The organism is Actinomycetota bacterium, from assembly GCA_014360645.1.
Classification (GTDB): domain Bacteria; phylum Actinomycetota; class Geothermincolia; order Geothermincolales; family RBG-13-55-18; genus Solincola_B.
On sequence record JACIXD010000001.1, the window covers coordinates 100,529 to 121,559 of the forward strand.

20 protein-coding genes and 1 pseudogene are annotated in these 21,031 nt (G+C 65.6%); 13 read left to right on the forward strand and 8 right to left on the reverse strand.

What is annotated here, in order from left to right; all coding sequences use genetic code 11:
- The first annotated feature begins 90 nt into the window (after positions 1 to 90).
- The gene (ychF, locus tag H5T74_00470; protein MBC7228853.1) at positions 91 to 1,182 is read left to right on the forward strand and encodes a redox-regulated ATPase YchF; all 1,092 of its coding nucleotides are present in this window, start codon (positions 91 to 93) and stop codon (positions 1,180 to 1,182) included.
- Here ychF and H5T74_00475 read toward each other — a convergent pair.
- Complete coding sequence (locus tag H5T74_00475; protein MBC7228854.1) at positions 1,169 to 2,062, reverse strand: hypothetical protein; 894 nt, start codon at positions 2,060 to 2,062, stop codon at positions 1,169 to 1,171. The genes ychF and H5T74_00475 overlap by 14 nt on opposite strands.
- Positions 2,063 to 2,340: 278 nt before the next feature.
- Entirely contained in the window at positions 2,341 to 3,291 is a 951-nt protein-coding gene (gene meaB, locus H5T74_00480; protein ID MBC7228855.1) for a methylmalonyl Co-A mutase-associated GTPase MeaB, read from the reverse strand.
- A gap of 202 nt (positions 3,292 to 3,493) precedes the next feature.
- Here meaB and H5T74_00485 point away from each other — a divergent pair, with 202 nt between their 5' ends.
- From H5T74_00485 to H5T74_00510, 6 genes and pseudogenes are all read left to right on the forward strand, one after another.
- Positions 3,494 to 3,856, forward strand: a complete 363-nt coding sequence (locus H5T74_00485) for a DUF192 domain-containing protein (GenBank protein MBC7228856.1) — start codon at positions 3,494 to 3,496, stop codon at positions 3,854 to 3,856.
- 109 nt (positions 3,857 to 3,965) lie between these two features.
- Positions 3,966 to 4,796, forward strand: a complete 831-nt coding sequence (gene fdhD / locus H5T74_00490; GenBank protein ID MBC7228857.1) for a formate dehydrogenase accessory sulfurtransferase FdhD — start codon at positions 3,966 to 3,968, stop codon at positions 4,794 to 4,796.
- Positions 4,793 to 5,449 (forward strand): molybdenum cofactor guanylyltransferase, encoded by a 657-nt coding sequence (locus tag H5T74_00495; GenBank protein ID MBC7228858.1) that lies wholly within the window; start codon positions 4,793 to 4,795, stop codon positions 5,447 to 5,449. Before fdhD ends, H5T74_00495 begins: the two co-directional genes overlap by 4 nt.
- A 462-nt stretch (positions 5,450 to 5,911) precedes the next feature.
- Entirely contained in the window at positions 5,912 to 7,009 is a 1,098-nt protein-coding gene (locus tag H5T74_00500; GenBank protein ID MBC7228859.1) for a hypothetical protein, read from the forward strand.
- A gap of 10 nt (positions 7,010 to 7,019) precedes the next feature.
- Positions 7,020 to 7,646, forward strand: a pseudogene (locus tag H5T74_00505) (corrinoid protein).
- On the forward strand, positions 7,647 to 7,838 hold the full coding sequence (locus tag H5T74_00510) for a hypothetical protein (GenBank protein MBC7228860.1): 192 nt from the start codon (positions 7,647 to 7,649) through the stop codon (positions 7,836 to 7,838). It abuts the pseudogene before it with no gap.
- Between the two features lie 47 nt (positions 7,839 to 7,885).
- On the opposite strand, the gene H5T74_00515 is transcribed toward H5T74_00510, so the two are convergent.
- Together H5T74_00515 and H5T74_00520 are read right to left on the reverse strand one after the other, a co-directional pair.
- Positions 7,886 to 8,491, reverse strand: a complete 606-nt coding sequence (locus H5T74_00515; GenBank protein MBC7228861.1) for a TMEM165/GDT1 family protein — start codon at positions 8,489 to 8,491, stop codon at positions 7,886 to 7,888.
- Between the two features lie 237 nt (positions 8,492 to 8,728).
- A complete protein-coding gene (locus tag H5T74_00520; GenBank protein ID MBC7228862.1) occupies positions 8,729 to 9,517 on the reverse strand; it encodes an alpha/beta hydrolase in 789 nt (262 codons plus the stop codon).
- Between the two features lie 491 nt (positions 9,518 to 10,008).
- Here H5T74_00520 and H5T74_00525 point away from each other — a divergent pair, with 491 nt between their 5' ends.
- Positions 10,009 to 10,860: a 4Fe-4S dicluster domain-containing protein gene (locus tag H5T74_00525; GenBank protein MBC7228863.1), complete on the forward strand. Its 852-nt coding sequence runs from the start codon at positions 10,009 to 10,011 to the stop codon at positions 10,858 to 10,860.
- 228 nt (positions 10,861 to 11,088) lie between these two features.
- On the opposite strand, the gene H5T74_00530 is transcribed toward H5T74_00525, so the two are convergent.
- Positions 11,089 to 12,240, reverse strand: coding sequence for a hypothetical protein (locus H5T74_00530; GenBank protein MBC7228864.1), 1,152 nt, complete (start codon positions 12,238 to 12,240; stop codon positions 11,089 to 11,091).
- Between the two features lie 372 nt (positions 12,241 to 12,612).
- On the opposite strand from H5T74_00530, the gene H5T74_00535 reads away from it, so the two are divergent.
- From H5T74_00535 to H5T74_00550, 4 genes are all read left to right on the forward strand, one after another.
- The gene (locus tag H5T74_00535) at positions 12,613 to 12,762 is read left to right on the forward strand and encodes a hypothetical protein (GenBank protein ID MBC7228865.1); all 150 of its coding nucleotides are present in this window, start codon (positions 12,613 to 12,615) and stop codon (positions 12,760 to 12,762) included.
- Between the two features lie 18 nt (positions 12,763 to 12,780).
- The gene (locus tag H5T74_00540) at positions 12,781 to 12,990 is read left to right on the forward strand and encodes a hypothetical protein (GenBank protein ID MBC7228866.1); all 210 of its coding nucleotides are present in this window, start codon (positions 12,781 to 12,783) and stop codon (positions 12,988 to 12,990) included.
- A gap of 868 nt (positions 12,991 to 13,858) precedes the next feature.
- The gene (locus H5T74_00545) at positions 13,859 to 15,085 is read left to right on the forward strand and encodes a hypothetical protein (protein MBC7228867.1); all 1,227 of its coding nucleotides are present in this window, start codon (positions 13,859 to 13,861) and stop codon (positions 15,083 to 15,085) included.
- Positions 15,079 to 15,228, forward strand: a complete 150-nt coding sequence (locus H5T74_00550; protein ID MBC7228868.1) for a hypothetical protein — start codon at positions 15,079 to 15,081, stop codon at positions 15,226 to 15,228. Before H5T74_00545 ends, H5T74_00550 begins: the two co-directional genes overlap by 7 nt.
- A gap of 53 nt (positions 15,229 to 15,281) precedes the next feature.
- Here H5T74_00550 and H5T74_00555 read toward each other — a convergent pair whose 3' ends face one another.
- The 3 genes from H5T74_00555 to H5T74_00565 form a co-directional block, all read right to left on the reverse strand.
- Positions 15,282 to 15,650: a hypothetical protein gene (locus H5T74_00555; GenBank protein MBC7228869.1), complete on the reverse strand. Its 369-nt coding sequence runs from the start codon at positions 15,648 to 15,650 to the stop codon at positions 15,282 to 15,284.
- 299 nt (positions 15,651 to 15,949) lie between these two features.
- Positions 15,950 to 16,798: a 4Fe-4S binding protein gene (locus H5T74_00560; GenBank protein ID MBC7228870.1), complete on the reverse strand. Its 849-nt coding sequence runs from the start codon at positions 16,796 to 16,798 to the stop codon at positions 15,950 to 15,952.
- 485 nt (positions 16,799 to 17,283) lie between these two features.
- Entirely contained in the window at positions 17,284 to 18,804 is a 1,521-nt protein-coding gene (locus H5T74_00565) for a DUF2079 domain-containing protein (protein ID MBC7228871.1), read from the reverse strand.
- 928 nt (positions 18,805 to 19,732) lie between these two features.
- Here H5T74_00565 and H5T74_00570 point away from each other — a divergent pair.
- On the forward strand, positions 19,733 to 20,947 hold the full coding sequence (locus H5T74_00570; protein ID MBC7228872.1) for an acyl-CoA/acyl-ACP dehydrogenase: 1,215 nt from the start codon (positions 19,733 to 19,735) through the stop codon (positions 20,945 to 20,947).
- Positions 20,948 to 21,031 lie beyond the last annotated feature (84 nt).

Here is a 21,031-nt window from a genome sequence, read left to right on the forward strand (position 1 = left end):
CAGCGTCCAGTTTTATATCGAAAGCGCGGGGTGTAAACTTGATAAAACCGAAAACGCGGGGATACGGAGCGGCCAGGAGGGTAAGACGGCATGGCCCTGCAGGTGGGGATCATCGGGCTTCCCAACTCCGGAAAATCGACCATCTTCAACGCCCTCACGCGGGCCGGGGCACAGGTGGCCGGTTACCCCTTCTCCACCGTGGACCCCAACTACGGGGTGGCCGCGGTCCCCGATGCCCGCCTGCAGAGGGTGGCGGGGGCGGCGGGGTGCGCGAAGGTGGTGCCGGCGGACCTCCGGGTGGTGGACATCGCCGGCCTGGTGGAGGGGGCGCACCGCGGCGAGGGGCTGGGGAACCAGTTCCTGGCGCACATCCGCGAGGTGGACGCCGTGGCCCACGCCGTACGCTGCTTCTCCTCCCCGGACGTGGCCCACGTGCGCGCGGAGATAGACCCGGTTAAGGACATCCAGGTGGTGAACACCGAGCTTATCCTGGCCGACCTGGCGGCGGTCGCCAGGCGCAGGGAGAGGATAGGCAAGGCGGCAGCGAGCGGGGACCGGGAAAAAGCCCGGGAACTGGAGGTGCTGCGCAAGGTGGAGGAGGGGCTGGACGAGGGGATCCCGGTGCGGGCCATGGGGCTGGCGGCGGAGGAGAGAAGGGAGCTGGACGGCCTTTACCTCCTGACCGCCAAGCCGGTGATCTACGTGGCCAACCTCGGCGAGGAGCAGCTCCCCGACGGAGGTCCCCTGCTGGAGGCGGTGCGCGAGCTGGCCGTGGAGGAGGGGGCGCAGTGGGTGGGCTTCTGTGCCCGGCTGGAGGCGGAGCTCGAGGAGCTGGAGCCGGGAGAGCTGGAGGAGTTCCTGGCCGCATACGGCATCGAGCGGCTGGGCCTGGAGGAGTTCGCCGCGCGCTGCTACGAACTCCTGGGCCTCATCACCTTCTTCACCACCGAGTCGGGGGAGTGCAGGGCTTGGCCGCTGCGGGACGGGGGCACCGCGGCGGAGGCGGCGGGAAAGATCCATACCGACATGGAGAGGGGCTTCATCCGCGCCGAGGTCGTCGGGTGGGAGGAATTCCTGTCCTACGGCTCTTTCCACGCGGCGAGAGAGGCCGGCGCGGTGAGGATCGAGGGACGGGACTACGTGGTGCGGGACGGGGACGTCATGCTCTTCAGGTTCTCCTGATACGCGCGCGCGCCTCGGCCAGCTTTCCCTCCAACTCTTCCAGGCGCGGCGCGAGAAGGGAAGACAGCCACCCCGTGACGGAGAGGGTCTCCGCGAGGCTTGACGGGGAGGCGTCGAGGGAGGAACGCACGCGGTCCATGAGCTGGTTGTGGGATGCGGCGTCGCCGGCCTCCCCTTTCACGCAGGCCTGGATGAAGTCCTGGGCGGCGCCCGCCAGGCCGGATATCGCCGCGAGGGCGGCTCCGGTATCCATTCCCTCGGCGGAGACCGACTCCACGGCGGCGCGTGCTCTCTGCAGCGCGTCCGCGGCCGCTTCGGCGTGAAGGCGGGCGGGGGACAGGTCGGGGGGCGAGGACCCCAGAGCCTGGTTATGGGCGGCGATGGCATCGGCGAGGGCCCCGCGCGCTTCCGCGTAAGAGGCCTCTCCCTCGTGGAGCGGGCGGAGGCCGCCCATCGCCTCCCTTGCTCCGCTCAGTGCGGCCGCCAGGGCTTCCTGTGCTTCGCCCAGCAGGGCCAGCCCCGCAAGGATATCCTCCCCTTCCGCCGCCTCCGGCGCGCCGTCAACCTCACCGACCTGCAGCTGCAACTGCTCCTCGAGAGCGCGGGCCCGCTCGCGCTCACTCTCCAGGAGGGCCAGGCATTCCTGCAGCGCGATGTCCAGGGCGTCCGCGCCGCCGCCCGGCTCCCTCCACCGCCCGGCCAGCGAGGCGGTGTTCTCGAGGATGGCGAGGGCGTTCTCACCGGCCGCCGCGACGTCCATGACCTCCCGGGTGGAGGAGGAGCGGAGGTGGCGGATGAGCAGCGAGGACGCCGCCCCCGCCGCCAGCACCAGGATGGCGAGGACGAAGAGGATCCTGGAACGAGTTTCCAGCTTGTTCAACCCACATCACCCCCCGTGTCCCGGCCCCGCGAGGGAGTCGCCTCGGCATCGATGCATGGTTCCCCGGGGGAGGGCCGGGTCCGGCCTTCATCTGGACCGCCGCCGGGCGCGCTCCCGCGCCGCTACGGCGGGGTGTTTAACCACGGGGTGTGCCCTTCTCCCCAGGTAGGCTCCTGTGGTTTCGCGCCCACGCAGCTCTGCCCCGGCCGGAAGGAACGCCGCCCAGTCAGATTCCTGAAGGCGGGGGCCCTACACACGACCTTTCATCTACTCCGGCCTCAACCCTTTTTCAGCAGGTGTCTGATGACCATGACGGCGCCGGCGTGGGGGTCGATCTCCCGCGTCTCCACCAGCTTGCTCACCAGCTCCCTCATCTCGGGATCTTCCTCCAGGGCGCGCATCACCGTCCTCGCCACCCGGCGGTTGATGATCTCCAGCAGCTCGGCGAGGATCCTTTCCCTGGCCTTTTTTTCCAGCAGGCCTTCGCGTTTCAGATATTCGTAGTGGTCCTGGATGGCGTCGGCTAGCTCCTCCATCCCCTGGCCGGTGGTGGCCACGGTGCGGATCACCGGGGGCGTGCGGCCGTCGGGGCGTTCGGACATCTCCAGCATCATGAGGATCTCGGTGTAGGTGCGGCCCGCGTCCTCGCGGTCGGCCTTGTTGACCACGAAGACGTCCCCGATCTCCATGATCCCCGCCTTGATGGCCTGGATCTCGTCGCCGCCGCCTGGCATGGTCACCACCACGGAGGTGTGGGCCAGCCTGACGATATCCACCTCCACCTGTCCCGCGCCCACCGTCTCCACGATGACCACGTCCTTTCCAAAGGCGTCCAGGATGTTCACGGCGTCGTTGGTGGCCACGGAGATGCCGCCCAGCGCGCCCCGGGTGCCCATGGAGCGGATGAACACCCCGGGGTCGGTGGCCAGGTCCTGCATGCGCACGCGGTCGCCCAGGATGGCGCCGCCGCTGAAGGGGCTGGTGGGATCGATGGCCACGATGCCCACGCTCTTCCCCCGTGCCCTGAGCACCTTGGTGAGGGAGTTTACAAGCGTGCTCTTTCCCGCCCCCGGCGCCCCGGTGATACCCACGATATGGGCCTTACCGGTATGCTCGTGCAGGCGCTGGATGGGCTCGCTGGCCGCCGGGTCGCCGTTCTCAACCAGGGTGATGAGGCGCGCCACCGCCCTCCGGTCGCCCGCCAGAAGACGCGAATACAGATCGTCCATATCGCCTCCTTTTCGCATTCCCGCATCTATTCTTCATATTGCGGCGTCCGGGGTCAACCTCGCGCGCCTTGCGCCCGCCATGGAGGAATCATATAATATATATAAGTTATATAATTGAGCTGCAGGGTGCGGAAAGGGGGTGCGGGGAGCGGGAGCCCCGGCGCTCGCCGCGCCCATGCCGGCCGGACGGGGCTCTGCGGATATGGAACTGGTGGCGGTCTTCAACAGCACCAAGGGGGTGCTGTTGGCGGAGAGGGCCATGCTGGCGGACACCCCGCCCTCGCGGCGGCGCGGGCTCCTGGGCACCGACCGCCTGGAGGACGGGAGCGGGATGGTGCTCGTGCCCTGCCGTCAGGTGCACACTTTCGGCATGCGCTATGCCATCGACGTGGTCTTCGTGGACAGGTCCCTGAGGGTGCTGCGCGTGGTGGAGGGGATGAGGCCGTGGCGCCTCGGAGCCCCGGTGCCCCGGGCCGCGGCCGCCATCGAGCTTCCCGACGGCAAGGCGGCGGACACGGGTACGGCGCCGGGTGACGCGATACAGCTCTTTGGCTTCCCGCGATAGGCGTGCGCCCCCGCGGGGCGGGGAGGGGGGCCGCCGGTACGGCGCCGGGTCATTGAAGGCGCCGCCACCGCCCCCTATGATAAGGGGACGGAAGGAGAAAGGCGGCGGCATGTCCACGGTGTTCAGAGATATAGAAAGGTACAGGCGCGGCGGGGAGAGCGAGCGCATGTCCGACCGCGTGGTGGTGGAGCTCCCCCTGGAGATAAGGGTCAACGGCATGCCGCTGGTGGCGCTGATGCGCATGCCCGGCATGGACAAGGAGCTGGCGGTGGGGTTCTGCCTCACCGAGAAGGTCATCCGCAGCGTGTCTCAGATCAGGCTGCTCAGGCACTGCGGGAGCATGGAACGGGAACTCGGCGAGGGGCGCGAGGTCGAGGACACCGCCCTGGACCGCGGCAACGTGGTGGAGCTGGAGGTGGAGGAGCCGGGAGAGAGGGAGCGGTTCTCCGCCACCTATCTGGTGCGCACCGGATGCGGCGGGGCGGACATCTCGGCCATAGAGGACTACCACGAGGGCGAGGTGACCTCCGGGCTGCAGGTCGAGGAGTCCGTTATCTACGGCCTGGGCGAGGAGCTCACGCGGCGGCAGGAGGTCTTCCGCGGCACGGGGGGGACCCACGGGGCCGGGATCTTCACCGCCGTCGGAGAGGCGGTGGTGGTGGCGGAGGACGTGGGAAGGCACAACGCCCTGGATAAGGCGGTCGGCTGGTGCGCCCTGCGCGGCGCGGCCCTCGAGGACAAGGTCCTGGTGCTCTCCGGGCGCGTCAGCTACGAGATGGCCCTCAAGGCGGTGAGGGCGGGGATACCGGTGCTTGTCTCCATGGCTGCCCCTACCTCCCTGGGCTTGAGGGTGGCGGAGGCGGCGGGCCTCACCGTGGCGGGCTTCTCCGACGGCAGGAGGTTCAATGCCTACACTCATCCCTGGAGGATCGCGCGGTGACGTGCGGGGGTGAGGGCGGGGCGCGGCGGGAGGAGTTCGCGGCCGCGGTGCTGGCTGGGGGGCGGGGGAAGCGCCTGGGCATGGACAAGGCGCGGCTGCAGTTCGAGGGCCGACCGGTCCTGGATCACATCCTCTCCGTGCTGCTGGAGATCTTTCCGGAGGTACTGCTGGTGGTCCAGGGAGGTGACTCTCCCCTGGCGGCGTCGGGAGGCGAAAGGGTGAAGGTGGTCGCCGACCTCATCCCCGGCAAGGGCCCGCTGGTGGGCATCTACACCGCACTCCGGCACGCTCCCGCGCCCTACGTCTTCGTCATGGCCTGCGACATGCCCTACCCCAGCCCGCCGCTCATCAGGCGCCTGCTCGCGGCCGCCCCCGGGAGGGAGGCGGTGGTGCCGCGGCGCGGCGAGTATATCGAGCCGCTCTTTGCGGTGTACGCCCGCTCCATACTGGACAGGGTGCGCTCGCGCGTGGAAGAGGGGCGCCTGAAGATACACGAACTGGTGCGCGAGCTGGACGTGCGCTACCTGGACGAGGAAGAGATCGCCGCCAGCGACCCCCATTTCCGCTCCTTCTTCAACATCAACACCGTCGAGGACCTCCTGCGCATGGAGGCGGACCACTTCGGCATGCCCCCCGGTCCGGCCGGGGCTTGACCTCCCGCTTCTCCGGTAGAGCCGTCGATAAAGAGATGACCTCGGCATGCCCGCGGTCCGGCCGGGGCGTGAACCGCCCCATGCCGTGCCCTTCAGGGGCGGACTGAGGCCGGTATCCGGTGCCCCGGCGGTGAGCGTATAATCTCCTCGGGAGGTTCTTCCGCGCAGAGGAGGGGTTGTCTTTGACCTTCGGGCATGTCGGAAAGACCGGGAAGGATGCCCCGCCAGACCGTCACCGGGAATCGGTACGGCCCTTTCATCCCATGGACATCGGCCGCCCCCGCCTGTTGCAGAGTAAGCTCATATGAAGGGCGTGGTCGGAGCGGCCATGGTCTCTCTTCAGCTACGCCGGGACACCGGCGATATCCGCGTGCTCGCGGGGCAGGTCCCTTCCCGGCGCTCTCGCAGCGGGGAGGACCGCGGGGGGGCGGCAGGCCGTTGGGACCTGGGAGGTGAGATGTCATGACGGGTAGAGAACGCATGCTCACGGCCTTCGAGCGCCGTGAGCCGGACCGGGTGCCGGTGTGGGAGATGGCCTTCAACGAGGAGTCCATCATCAAGCTGGGAAGGCTTTACACCGATGACCTGCCGCCGGTGAAGTTCGCCCAGCAGATGAGCATGGAGGAGAAGGTGAAGCTCCTCAACACCCTCTTCACCGTGGCGCGGGAGCTGGAGCTGGACGGCATCACCTCCATCGGGCTGCTGGGCACGGAGCCCGTGGACGAGGAACACGTGAGGGACGGGTGGGGCAGGATCCTGAGGGTGAGCGAGGAGGGGGAGGCCACCGCGGTGGGCGGTCCCGTCTCCGATCCCTCCGACCTCAAGGGGTTAAAAGCCTACCATCCCCAGCCCACGGACTTCCTCATGCTCATGGCCGCGGTGGGCAACCTCGGCGATGGCGTTGCCCAGGTGCTGGTGCAGCCCGGCCCCTTCCGCGAGAGCTGGAGCCTGCTGGGGAGCATGGAGAAGCTCCTCTACCACTACATGAAGAACCCGGGGTTCGTGAAGGACCTCGCGCAGGTGGTCACGGACTACATCCTGGAGGTCGTGGACATGGCGGCGGACAACGGCGCGGACATCATCGCCCTCGACGGCGACCTCGCCTTCAACCAGACCACCCTCATGTCTCCGGCGCAGTACGAGGAGTTCGTCTTTCCCTACCACTGCCAGATCACCGCCCAAGCCCACCGCCGGGGCCTGCTCATCTTCAAGCACTCCGACGGCAACATGTGGCCGATCATGGACGGCATCGTGAACGCCGGATTCGACGGCTTCCACCCCGTGCAGCCGCAGTGCATGGACATCGGCGAGGTGAAGCGGAAGTACGGCGACCGCCTGTGCATCCTCGGCAACATCGACTGCACTTACCTCCTGCCCTTCGGCAGCGAGGAGGAGGTGGAGGAGAGCGTGAGGGAGACGATAAGGGTGGCCGCTCCGGGCGGGGGTTATATCATCAGCTCTTCCAACTCCATCCATCCCGGCTGCAAGCCGGAGAACTACGTGGCCATGGTCAGGGCGGCCCGGCGCTACGGCGCCTATCCCATAGACATCCCGGAATGAGGAGGCGGAGATGCAGGAGATACTGGACGGCATCAGAAACGCGGTCCTGTAGGGCGAGGAGGAGGCGGCTCGCAGGCTGGTGGAGGAGGCGCTGGAGAGGGGCGTGCTCCCCAGGAAGATCATGGAAGAAGCCATGATGCCCGCCATGGAGGACATAGGGGAGCGCTTCTCCCGCGGGGAGGCCTTTATCCCGGAGCTCATCGTCGCCGCCGAGGCCATGCAGAGGGGCATGGAGGCTCTGAAGCCCCGTCTCGGGGGGGAGGAGCGCGGACGCGGGCTGGTGGTGCTGGGCACGGTTCACGGGGACATACATTCCATCGGCAAGAACCTGGTGCGCATGTGCCTGGAGGGGGCCGGCTTCGAGGTCGTGGATATCGGCGAGGACGTCAAGACCGAGCGGTTCGTGGAGGCCTACCGCGAGCACCGGCCGGACATCCTGGGGCTGTCGGCGTTGCTCAGCTCGACCATGCAGCGCATCCCCGAGGTCATCGAGGCGGTGCGGGCCGAGGACTCCGGCGCGGTGATCATGGTGGGGGGAGCGCCGGTGACCCTGGAGTTCGCCGACCAGGCCGGCGCCGACGGCTACGCGCCCAACGCCTTCGAGGCCGCCCGCAGAGCGCAGGAACTGCTGGCCTAGGTGACGCCGGCGTTCCTCGCCGCATCACCCCTGTATGCGTGGCTCTATAATGTCGCGGGACGCTTTCCCTTCGCTGCCGTGCTCTATCATGCATTGGGTGATCTTGCGAGGGGAGCGATCGCCGATGCGTCGGTGTTCGCCGAGGTAGGCGTGGAGATGGTGATGGCGCTGGTCGTAGCCCTTGCCGCATAAAGGTGGATGAGCAGGCGATCTGCGTGAGCGTCGGCGAAGAGGACCGGTCACCAGAAGAGGTTGGCCACGCCGAAGGCGATGAAGATGACGCCGGAGACGCGCCGCATCCATGCCTGGGGGACCAGCCTGCTCAGCCCCGCCCCCAGCAGCGCCCCGATGAGCGAGGTTGCCCACAAGGCAAGCGTGCCCCCCGCGAAGACCAGGGCCGGGTAGGAGTACTTGGCGGTGAGGGCGAGGAGAGAGAGCTGCGTCTTGTCCCCCAGCTCCATAAGGCACACCATCAGGAAGGCGGTGAGCAGGGGGCCGCGGCCGCGCTTCGCACCTATCTCCGCTTCCCCGCGGTCCTCCTCGCATTCTCCGCCCTCCTCGTCTTCACGTCGCTTCTCTCTCTCCGGCAGCAGCATGAACAGGCCGAAGAGGATGAAGACCGCCGAGACGGAGTACTTGATGACGTTTTCAGGCACCAGCTCGTAGAGCACCACCCCCACCGATACCGCCAGCGCGTTGAGTAGCGCGAAGGCCGCCGCGGCTCCCAGGAACACCTGCCTGAAACCGCACTTGGCGCTGAGGGTGAGGATTACCAGCTGCGTCTTATCACCCAGCTCGGCGACGAAGATGAGGCCGAAGGAGGCCAGAAGCGCTCTCCACCACATGGAACCAGATTAACACATGGGGTCAGCCCCGGACATGGGACAAAAAGCAGCGCTTTCCCTTGCGCTATCTTTCCGCCGTCAGCGAGATGCTTCCTCGGTGGGCAGCGGCCGATTACCCGTCGCCCGGAACCCCGGAAGATCACGGCACCAGTATCTCTCGGAATGTTTCACGAGTCTTTCCAGGGCGGGGGGAAAAGACGCTTGGGCCGGATGTCCGGTGGCGCTGGATGAAGATGTTCAACGACAATGTCCCATGTCCGGGGCTGACCCCATGAAAAAAGAGGCGATGCGGCGGGCGTATTCCGGTCCCGCCACCAGGGAGACGTCGTTATGTCCGGCTCCTCGCACCAGATAGAGCTCCTTGGGCTCGGGCGCGGCCTCATAGAGCGACAGGCCCTCCTCCAGCGGGATGAGCTCGTCGCGGTCGCCGTGTATGACCAGCACCGGGCAGCGCACGCGCCTCAGTTTGGAGATGGAGTCATAGGTCTCGCCCAGGGGGACGTTTCCGGGAAGAAAGGGAAAGAGCTTTTTGGCCACGCTCGTGAGGGAGGTGAAGGTGGACTCCAGCACCAGGGCCCGAAATCCGCGCCCCTGGGCTATCTCGCAGGCCACCCCGCCGCCCAGGGATTTGCCGAAGACGATGGTCTCCTCCTCCCCGATGCCCCGCTCACCCAGCCAGCGCAGGGCGGCCCTGCCGTCCAGGTAAAGCCCCGCCTCGTGGGGCTCGCCGCCGCTCTTGCCGTAGCCGTGGTAGTCGATGAGCAGCATGCGGCATTGCAGGGGCGCGAGCTCTTCCCTCACCAGCGACCAGCTGTATACCTCCTGGGCGTTTCCGTGGAGGAAGAGGATGGTCGGGGCGCCCGCGGGCTCGGGCCACCACAGGCCGTGGATGCGCACCCCGTCCTCGCACTGCAGCCAGACCTCCTCGGCGCCGACGGCCCACCGGGGAGGAGGCAGGTCCGCGGGGAGGCGGTCGGGGTAGTAGAGGAACCTGCGCGCCAGCCCATCCAGACCCTTCAATGCCATCACCTCCGCATCATTCTAACCGAGGAGATGGGGATGAAGCGAGCGGCGGCCGGGGAGGGCGCGCTATCTCGGGGCGGGCAGCCGGCACGGCACCTGTCCTCGCCAAGAATATGACAGGGGGAGGCAAAGCCGGAGAAAAGAGTGATATGATCATGACATCTGCTCAGGAACACGCTGAATGTAGGTGCTTTAAGCCCATGACGCAACCTCATGTTGTGCCGGCGCCATCCCTTCCTGAGCTAACGGACCAATCGTAAAGGCGATTTCTTGCGGGTGCCGGCCGCCCGCAACAGGGCGACAGAGCGCCCGTGGGTGCTAGAATAGCGCGGGAGGCCCGAAAGGGGCGGATCCCCGAACGGCACCCCCCTGGCTGGCATGGCCGATGCGGGCGAGGAGCGGCGCCCCTGCGCACGCGGGGCCGTTTTGTGCCGATGCAGAGGAGACACGGGCAGCGGCACGGCGACGCGGGGGCAGGAGGAAAGGAAGAAGGCATGAAGGGACACGGGAGCAGGCTCGGAGCATTGCGGGCATCGCTGTGGTGTCTGGCCGGGTTAGAGGCGGTTCAGCGGTCATTGCCCTGCCACTGGGGCGACGCCTTCATCGAGGAGCACAGCCCGCTGCGTCTGTTCATGCTCAAGCACTACGCGCGCATCGAGGTGCGGCTGCTGTCCGTCCTCTTCTGGATCCTCAACCTCCAGTACCGTTTCCCGGTCTTCGGCAGGACCTGGGTGAAAAGACTCTCCTACTACGCCGCCGGGAAGTTCGTGGGCGAGCACATGGTCGCCGGGCAGGTCATGACCCTGGAGGAGATGCTGGAGTTCATCGACGGCCTGCCGGACGAGAACCTGATAGCGGTGGGGCCCTGCCGCTGCCGCCTGGCCACACGCGCCTGCGACCACCCCATGGAGACGGACATATACATCCTGACCGGCGCCCCCATATGGCTGGAAGTATTTCCCAAAGACTACCGCCCCATCGACAAGGAGGAGACGAAGCGGATCGTGAGGGAGAGCTACGGGATCGGGCTGGTCCCCATGGTGGACCGGCACATGTACTACCGCGGCAACGCCAACTACTTCGTCATCTGCAACTGCTGCGGCTGCGCCTGCGTGCCCATCCGCGGGTACCGCTACTACAAGGAGGTGGGCTTTCGCTTCATCCCCTCCACCTACCGCTCCGTGGTGGACCTGGAGAGGTGCGAGGGGTGCGGGACCTGCGTCGAGGTCTGTGCCTTCGAGGAGCGGCGGCTCATCGATGGCAGGGCGCAGGTGCTCTCCTGCCAGGGATGCGGGCAGTGCGTCAGGGCTTGCCCCAACCGGGCCAACCGCATGGTCGGGCGCTAGAAAGCCCCGTCCCATCACCGGTCCGGCCGCCCCTCCATTAGAATGCCAGGGGCCGGGTCTGCTGTTTTCGTGAAATAGATCTTTGCCCTTCGAGCACGGTGAATCGAGACGTTTTTCCGGTGACCATCGACGCAGGGCGGGGCCTTCGCTCTTCAGTTGACACGATACCGGCGTTCTTCGGGGACCATCGACGCAAACGAAGATCCGGGATATCCCCCGCGACATCCCTCAGAAGCGGCGGATGGCGGCAACCCCCGTCTTGGTGGGCATGAGCTCTCCCGGCGTTACGATCACGCGGCCACCTCTTTTCAGGACCAGTTCCGAGAGGTCGTCCAGGAGGTCGTCCACCTCGGGATGTTCCAGGCTCGCTCTCCCGATCCTCCCCGTTTTTTCATCCAGCCGCCCGGGGATATGGCGGTCGGCCTCCACCAGCAGGGTGGCTATGCCGCTTGCTACGGCGGATCTGGCCACGGAACCCAGGTCCTCGGCGGTAAGACCCGCGGTCCTCGCCTTCCGAAACTCCTCGATATAGCCTTCCATCTCGGCGTTGTAGCGTGGCTCATACACTTTCCATGCGAGTTCACGGAACTCCTCCGGGGAAAGGGCGTAAGGGTCGCGCTCGATCCCGGCTTCCAGCAGCAAGGGGTTCTTGCTGATCTTGCGGAACATCCCCTGGTGTTCGGGCAATGCCGCCAGTATCAAGGGCAACCCGGATGGAAGGGAGTGGTGTTCCATGACCGCCCCGTCGATGATGCGGAAGAAGCGCTCCGTTTCCTTGCCCACCTCGTCCTTTCTGGACCCGTGGCCGTGATACATGGCGGGACCTTCGACTCCCTTACCATACGAGGCGACCGTCAGGTGAGGTTCGGAGCGGCTCTCCCCGATGCCCTGCGCGCGGGTGCGTGGCACCTCGGGCGCCGGTTCGATCTCGTCAAGCGCATAACGGTTGCCCTCGTAGAGCTTGATCTCGTTGCGGTTGATGCACAGGACCTGGTAGCGGTCCGCGGACTGGTATATGCGCAGGAGGGGCTTCACGTGAAAGCTCCTGGCGACCACGGCAAGCTCCACCACCGGACTCTGGAGCCTCAATACCCGAAAAAAACCGGGAGCCGCGAAAATGGCCAGACCGTCGAGGGTGTTGTTCCAGAAGGCTCTGTCCCCGGCCAGGGCCTCGAAGGGCTCGAGGAGGGGTTTAGCTTCCCGAGCCGGGTATTCCCGGCGCAGCGATCTCTCCAGATCCTTCACCAGGTTGCGGAAGAGGATGAGGTCCTTCTGGTTATCTGGGTGATGCCGGTGGGTGGGCATGTAGATCGACATGCAGGGGGGGTCGAACTCGCTCAGGAGACCGGCGATGTAGACGCTGGCGTTCAGGTCGGGCATGCAGAACCTCTCCTTCCCTACGGATCCTCGCCGCCCTGCATGTGCCGCCATGCTCTTCCGGTCAGCCGAAACATCAACATACATAGTCTAACACAATGCCGCCACGCCAACGCCCGCGCAGCTTCTCTGATGTGCCGCCCGAGCTATCATCCACATAGGGTGGATGGCGGGCGGACGCATCGATGCCGGGGGGATGGCGGGCTTGAGGTCTTATCGGCTTCCGGCGCTTTAAGGCCTTGAAGGGCCGTGCTTCACCCCTGAGGGATTCGCGGCCGGATGGCGCCATGCCGCGCGACATATCTTTAACGGCCTTAAGGGATGGCGGTTTTCGAAATACGGCTTTATCGAAGGAGGGGCGTTGCGGGATGTCCTGTGAAGGGAGGGGTTTGTGGGACCTCCCCGGGCGTCAGTCCCCTCAGCAGGATGGAGCTACGGGATATGGACATAAACGACGTGTTCTGGGCGGTGATCTTCCTGGGCATCGCCATGCTCGCGGGGCGTTTCGTCCTCTTGCGGATATAATTCCTGCAGCGCCTATACATGCCCGCCTCCGTGGTCGCGGGGTTCCTGCTGCTCCTCCTGGGCCCCCAGGTGCTGGGGGCTGCGGCGCGCGCCTTCGGGGGCGACGGGCACCTGCTCGCGAGGGGGCTCTTTCCCGAGGGCGTGCAAGAGGTCTGGGCGGGGGTGCCTTCGTCGCTGATCGGCGCGGTATTTGCCGCGCTTTTTTGGGAAAGGAGATCCCGGGCGTAAGGAGGATATGGAGGATGGCGGGCCCGCAGGTCTCCTTCGGGCAGGCCTTGGCCTGGGGGGCAGTACGTGATAGGCATCGGGCCGGCCCTCCTCGTGTTGAAGCCCTTTTTCCGCAAGGACCTGCAGACGTCCCGCTTTCCGTTGGTGTCGCCCACCACCAGGTTGGATGTATCTGAGTAGAAGACCACGTACCTGCCGTCGGCGGAGATGGCCGGCCTGTAACTCCAGTTATAAGCAGGCGTTTCCGAGGCCGTGCTCGAGCAGCGCCGGATGTCCCCGGGCGCCGCGTATGAGGTAGCGCACGGGAATGGCAATAAAAGGAATAAACACCACCGCGCATGCCAGGGCGACCCTGCAAGAGCCCGCAAGCCCGAGGCCTCGTCCCCTCACCGCCCTCTTCTTCCGGGAGGAAAATGCCTTACCGCCTCCTCCGCAGCCGCCTATTCCCGGGATGACGAGCTGATGGTCACGGGATGTGGAGCATGCGTCGAATCTTACATTATTTCCCAGAAAACGGCGGACGAACATTCCGCCCCTCGGAAAGCTTCCCTTTTCATGATCCGCCTTCCTTTCCCTACAGAGATTACCGCCCAGCCTGTTCGCCCTCCCGAAAAACAAACCGATAATATCATGCCGACGGAGTCAGCCACGGACACGGCATGGAGACCTGGCCCCAAAATTCCAGCTCGTAATGCCTGTATCATGAAGAGAGAGACTCGGCGCGGTTGCTATCGCCGCGGCCCTGACACTCGCCCTCGCCACGATGGCCCCCCTTGCGGTCTCACCGCCTGGGGCGAGAGCGGAGGCGGGAACCCCGAACTGGGTATGGTCGCCCCAGGTATCGGGGACGGCCCTGACCCTCTATGGGGTGTCGGCCTACGACCGGAACAACGTGTGGGCGGTGGGTGGGTACCTCCCCGAGCCGGCCATGGCCTCCCAGGATGATGGCGAGCTTTCGACGCGCGGCGTGATCCTCTACTATGATGACGGCAACAGATGGGTCGAGCAGAAAGCCCCCACCGATCACTGCCTCATGGGCGTGTCCGCCGTGGCCCCCGATGAAGTATGGGCGGTTGGTCTGAAGCCGGGATACGTGCCGGAAGGCGGGAGCGCGGTGGTCCTCCGCTTCGACGGGAAGGAATGGGAAGTGTTCCATTCCGAGGACGAGGCGGACATGCGGGATGTGTCCGCCCTGGCATCCAACGACGTATGGGTCGCCTGCGTGCCCGGCGATCATGCCTGGGCCATCGGTAGCGAAGGCACCATCCTCATGGGCACCCGGACGCAGCCCTCGACCTACTACTTCGCCGAAGGCTACACTGGCGAGGGATTCCAGGGGTACCTGGCACCGGGCAACCCCAACCCCGAGGAAGCCGTGGCTATGGTGACCTACATGCTGCCGGACGGCGCGAAGGACCCCGTGCAATACGCCATCCCCGGCAGCAGCCGCAACACCGTCAACGTCAACGCCGAGCTGCTGAGCCGGTGGGGGTATTCCGGCGACGTGTCGCTCAAGGTCGAGTCGGACGCCGCCATCATCGCCGAGCGCCCCATGTACTTCTCCTATCAGGGCATGAACAGCTGGAACTGGCAGGGAGACCACTGCGTCATGGGAGCCACCGAGCTCAGCGACCGCTACTTCTTCGCCGAGGGCACCACGCGGTTCAACTTCGAACAGTGGCTGACGCTGCAGAACCCCCATGACGAGACCGTCCGCGTGGATGCGTTATACCAGCTGGGCGTGGGGCAGGGGGATCCCATCGAGGAGTCCTACCACGTGCCGCCCAGATCGCGCGCCACCATCTTCGTGCCACTGGTGGTGAAGGATGTGGACGTTTCCGTGCTGCTCACCAGCGAGCGCGAGTTCCTGGCCGAGAGGCCCATGTATTTCGATTATTCCTACATGGGGCTCAACGCCAGGGGAGGCCACTGCGTGATAGGGGCCCTGGCGGCGGCTTCAACCAGTGGCTGTGCCTGCAGAACCCGGAAAACGAGGGCGCCCTGGTGGAGATACGCTACTTTTCGCAGGAGGCCGGGCCCCTCGATGTCAAGGCGGTCGCGGTGCCTGGGAACACCCGCAGCACAATCATGGTGAACGAGCATGCGGGTCCGGGATACCAGCTCTCCACGCGCGTGACCGTGGTGTCCGGGGCGCCCATAGTGGTCGAGCGGCCCATGTATTTCCTCTTTAACGGTTTGTGGGACGGCGGCCACGACGTGGTGGGATACGCGCCGTAGGGATGGTATGCCTGCCCCTCGCGTCGCCCGTGTCGCATCACTCAGGTTTTCCGTCATTCCCGGACCTGCCCCGACGCGGATCCGGCCAGCGCGTTTTTCCTGGCGGCTCGCACCAGGAGGATCGCCGGCACGGCGTCGGCGGTCGCGTAACCGGCGAGCACCAGGAGAGATCTCCGCTCCGTCTCGTATCCCAGGAGCCGCCCGAACCGAAACGAGGCCGAGGCGAAAGAGGGCATGGTCAGGAGGTACACCGGGAGGAAGATCTCGAGGAAGAGTCCCGATGGATGGGGGGCCTCGAGAAAGGAGACGCAGACGGCCGCCGTCGCCCCGATGGAGATGAGGGCCTTCCATATAAAGCGCTTGGGTTCCATCGCGAGCTCGAGATCGCCGCCGTCGTGCCCTGACGGCGAATAACCTCCCAAGCGGATCTTCCTCGTCCCGGTTTTCTTGAGGCCGTGATGCCGGATATCCGGCCAAGCCTCTTGTCAGGTCACACAAAATAAGCCGCGCTGGCTGTGACGGGCCACATATGGAGGACAGAACTGTTGTTGCGAGGTCAGCATTTCAGCTGATGTGACAGGCGATGTTTTACGTGCCGGCCTACATATAGCTACATATACCAGGAAAAGCCAGCGAGCCGCGCCGTGATATAAGCCGCGCTGGCTGTGACGGGCCACATGAAGATCCTGAAAAGCAACCTCCCTGCGGTACGGACGATCTCCTACCGGCCCCTAAAGGTCGGAACCCTGTCCAGGCCCGATATCGCGCCGCGCTTTTTCCTGATCCCGCCGTAGTAATGCTCGGGGCGGCAGGCAGAGGAGAGGATGGCGCGCTCCGGGCAGTTGTTGAAACAGGCCCAACAGCCGATGCAGTCCCGGGAGAACGCCGGCAGGCCGCTCTCCCCGTCGAGGCTGACCGCCCCCACGGGACAGGCCTCCACGCAGACCCCGCAGCGGGTGCACGCCTCCGCGTCCACCGACCGTTTTCCGAAACCCCGGGATAACATTCCGCGCACGGCGGCGAGGCCCAGGGGAAGGGTGGGGGTCGGCCAGAGGAGGTGGGGAGCCTGCCTCACCCTGATGCCGTCGCGGTGGCGGTAAGCCCTGTTCACCATCTCCAGTGCGAAGGCGCAGGCTTTCTTCGCGGACCTGCGGCGTGGAAAGGACACGTGGTCGTAGAAGAAGCGGTCGATCCTCCGCCCGATGGGCCAGCTGTCGGGACACGCCAGCGTGCGCGCTCCCAGCACGATCATGCCCTTGCGGCGCATGGCTGCGGCCATCAAACGGTGCGCGGCGCCAGGCCAGCCCGCGCAGGTGGTGAAGATGAAGGCGGGGCGCCCCCGGAGCTTCGGCATTTCCCTGATGAAACGGTGAACGCTCGCCAGGGGGGCGAAGCTCTGGACGGGGGTGGCGAAGCAGTAGAGGTCGAAGCCCTCGAGCTCGGCGGGGTCGGCGTCGCGGAACCGCCTCACCTCGCAGCGGTGTCCGTCCTTTTCCAGGGCCTGGCGGATGATCTCCACCCCCAGCGCGGTGTTGCCGGTGCAGGATTCGTACAGTATGAGCAGGTTCATGCTAGTCCCTCCCACTTTCATGACGGCTCGTCATGATCGTCGGGATTATAACACGGACGGGGATCCAGGGGCTGGCCTGAGGATCGCTCCATGATGGGAGAGAGGATCGATGGGAGGGAGGATCCGTGTGGCCATGGGGGGTCTGGGCGCGGAGAGGTACAGGCATGGGCTACGGTCCACCGAGGCCCGGAAAAAAGGGTCGGGGATGCGACAGGGAGCTATTCGCGCCCCGCCGACAAGGCCATGCCCGGTGCCGAAAGCGGGAAAAAACGGGCGAGGAAGAGTGGGGGCGAAGATCGGAGGCGGAGGGAGCCGTGGCGTGAAAAGCCGGGGCCAGTGCCGAAAGCGGGAAAAAACGGGCGAGGAAGAGTAGGGGCGAAGATCGGAGGCGGAGGGAGCCGTGGCGTGAAAAGCCGGGCCCAAGATCCGAAGCGGCCAACAACGAGATAAGAAAAGCCGGGATGCAAACCGATGGTGATCGGGGCTCATATCGGGAGCGGCTGCAGTTTGCCCTCCAGGTCGTACTCGGGCTTGATGGTGAAGAGCACCCACCCGTAACCGAAACGGTGGGCCTCGTAACGGGGGTCGCGGTAGAGCTTGGCGATCTCCCACACCAAGGTGCGGTTGGTGAGGGGGTAGCAGTCCAGGAACTTGTTGAGGATGACGTATTCGGCGCCGTAGGTGTTGCCGTCGTACTGGTAGATAAGCTCGCGCTGGGACATGTGGGGCACGATGGGATCCTGCGCGCACACCGAGGCGTCGCGCGGGATCATGGAGATGATCTCGTACCCCGTGCGCTCCATGCGCGGGTCGAGGTGGTAGAACCAGGGATTGAAGAGGGTTTTTGCGGAGCGGGAAAAGGTAAAGGGGATCTGCGCTACCAGGACGAGGACGCAGACGGCCAGGACCATCCGGCGGTAATCGTAGTACCTCCCGCGGCGCGCCAGCCAGCGGTGGAGGCGCGGCACGGCGTCCAGCAGGGCGAAGATGAAGATGGGCGCGAAGACGGCGTTGTAATGGCGCAGGATCTCCCAGTGGGGATAGTAGTTTGAGAGCAGACGCTCCAGCAGGGCGGGGACGGCGACGATGCTGAACCCCCCCAGGAGTGGAAGAAAAAGGAAAGGCATGAGGATGAACAGCAAGAGCTTTGCTTTGTGGTAGGGAACGAACATCTGTTTGACCCCGTCCCAGGGGTGCGTCACCAGGTACTTGAAGACCTCGATCCAGTTGTCGCCCATGTGGGAGTAATATTTAAAATAGAAATAATTCCCGCTCGCCGCCAGGGGCGGCATGATCTGCCTGGTCACGGCGTAGAACCATCCCGCCGAGATGACGCAGGTGGCGACGCCTGCGAACCACCTGCGCCGGAAGAGGATCACGTACAGGCCCAGGAAAAAGACCAGAAAGGCGGTGGTCTCCTTGACCCATAGCAGGAAGGGCAGGGTCAACAGGTAGCCCACCCAGTTGTCGCGGTCGATGAAGAAATAGGCGAGGGCGAGCAGGGGCCCCAGGAAGGCCTCGGTATGGAAGTCGAAGAAGATGAGCTCCATGGTCCCCCAGAAGAGAAGATAGGTGAGGGCGAGGCACATGGCGCAGAAGGAGCTGTGGAAGTTGCGCCTCACCACGTAATAAACAGGGATGGCGCCCAAGGCCACCACCACCGCCTGGTAGATGAGGAGCATGCGCGCGTCGGACCATATCCAGTACGCGGGCACCACCAGGAAGAAGATGGGGTGAAAGTGGTCGCCCCACAGGGAAGGCACCATGCGCACGGTGTTGAACCCGAACTCGAAGCGCGAAAGCTGCCAGACGTGTTGGTCGAAGATGCCCAGGTCCCAGCCGTGGGACTGGAAGTTCATGTGTTTGAGCAGGGAGATCATGCTGTAGAGGAGGATGAAGAAGAGCACCGCCAGATAGATGCCGTAGCTTCGCATCCAGGCGGTGAGGCGGGGATGCGTCTCCTTGAAGGCGGTGATCCGTCTCCAGGGGGTCCGCAGCAGACTCATCTCGCTTTTTTTCTCCTCATTCTCCGATCACGGGCCAGGAGAACCGAGGGAAGCCCCCCACTCGTAAGAGATCCCACATCGTTCTTTTTCTCCTCATGTCGCGAGCGCCCTTCACGCCGCCGCTCCCTTCATCGCCGCACGACCGCCCCCGGCCCGCTTTCAAGCTTTTTCACGGACATCCAGGGGGCATGCCGAGGAGGAACGGCCTCCTCGGCCACGCGCGCGTATACTTCGCACCGGCGGGCGCTTGAGACGCGGACTCCGGCCATCCCGTGAGGGGAGTCGACCTCGCGGGAGGCTGCCGCTCTCGAGGGTCATCCCCCGGGACTTTGACCGCGGCATGCTCCGTCCGGTTCCCGCAAGGATTCTTGCAGACCGCCGGCGCAGCGTCAAATCGCCCCTCGGAGAGATGCTTGGATGGTTCTGACCCCCTGTTCCCCGGCATCCGGGAAACCGGCCCCATGATCCGGGACGCCGGGATACGGGCGCCCGCCCCGCATGCCGGCACCGCGGCCCGGGGCACTTGCGCGGACGATCCTCTCATGTGAGCGAGATCCAAAAACCTGCTCGAGACCGGGCGCCCGCCCGGCGCACGGGCTGCGGGGGGATCTTCTCATAAAAGCGGAATGTGAAAAACCTGCTCGAGACCGGGCGCCCGCCCGGCGCACGGGCTGCGGGGGATTTCCCTATGGAAGAGTTAGGGGTTCCCCCCTTGTACAGGTATTACGAATAATGATAGGTCTTTTATATAGTTTCATATAGTTTCGGCTGGCGGTTGCTCTATGGCGGTCTTTCGGCCATCCCGGGGAGGGAATCCGTCCACCATGCCGGTCCATCGCGATCTTATGCTCACGGGGACAACGGGACCCGTCCGCATATACGGGTATACGGGTACGCGAGAGGGAAGTGGACCAAGGGGAGGTTTGGTATGAGTTCAAGCGATGTCTTTCCCTGCATGTACGAATGGATGAGCGACATGGACGTGTCGCTGGCGGGCAACCTCCGCCGCTGGGCCGAGAGCGAGCTCATGGAGAAGCGTCTGGAGCTCAAGGAGGACTACGCCGCCCTGCTGGCCCCCGCCATGCGCAAGCTCTTCTGCGACATCGGACTGCAGCGCCTCTTCTGGCCCGAGGCGCACGGGGGCGACGGTCACAACACCCCCTCCGCGGCCTACACCATGGTGGCGGCCTTGGAGCAGGTATCGCGAGGCGACACCGGGATCGCGCTGCTGCTATCCTCCCTCTGGGCTCTGCAGACCTGCGTGGCCACCGAGGGCAGGGTGAACGACGAGGCCTGCGCGGCCCTCGCGCCCGTGGTGACCTCGCAGGACACCCCGGCCAAAGCCGCCCTGGTCCTGCCCCTCTTCCGGGACGTACCACAGGCCAGGGCCAGACTCTCCCGCGGCGCGTGGTCGGTGGAGGCGGAAAAGGCACGCCCCGCTTCCTCCGGGGCGGATGCCGCGGTGTTCGCGGTGCTCTGCGCCCTCGAGGGCACGGACGGGGAGGACGCGGTGGGGATCATCGCCGTCCCGGGCGACGCCAAGGGCGTCAAGCGCGGGGACGCCTTCCTTAAAACCGGCCTGGCGGCCGACCGCAACGCCGAGGTGGAGTTCGCCAAGGTGAAGGCGCCGGAGGCCATGTGCGTGGCCAGGGGAACGGAGGCCTGCCGCGCCGCCCTGGCCTGGTTCTACCTGGGAGTGTCCGCCAGCAACGTGGGCGCCCTCTTCGCCTGCTACGAGATCCTCAAGGAGTGGGGGGACAACCGCGTCATCAAGGGCAAGGGCAACATCTTCAAGGACAACCCCCTCACCGCCGCGGTGATGGCCGAGGTGGCCAAGGAGATCAGCGTGAACCGCCTGCTCACCTGCGACCTCGCCCGCGTGCTGGCGGAGCCGGCCATCTACGGACCGGCGGGGTCGGAGGCGAACTACGTCACCGCCTCCATGGTGGCGCACCAGGTGACGCAGTCCACAGAGAAGGCCATCGGCAACGCCATGGAGATGATGGCCTCGGCGGGGTACGCCACGGAGTGGAACCTGGAGCGCTACTGGCGGGACACCAAGGCCATGCAGCTCTGCCTGGGTCCCTATGAGCTGGCCAAGATGGACGTGGCGCGCTACTTCTACCAGTCCAATGCGCGTTGAGGGGAGGAAGCGGTGATGACGGGTAAGGAAAGCCGCGGGAACCGCTTGAAGCTCGCCCCCTCCCACGGGGCCGAGAACGGGAGG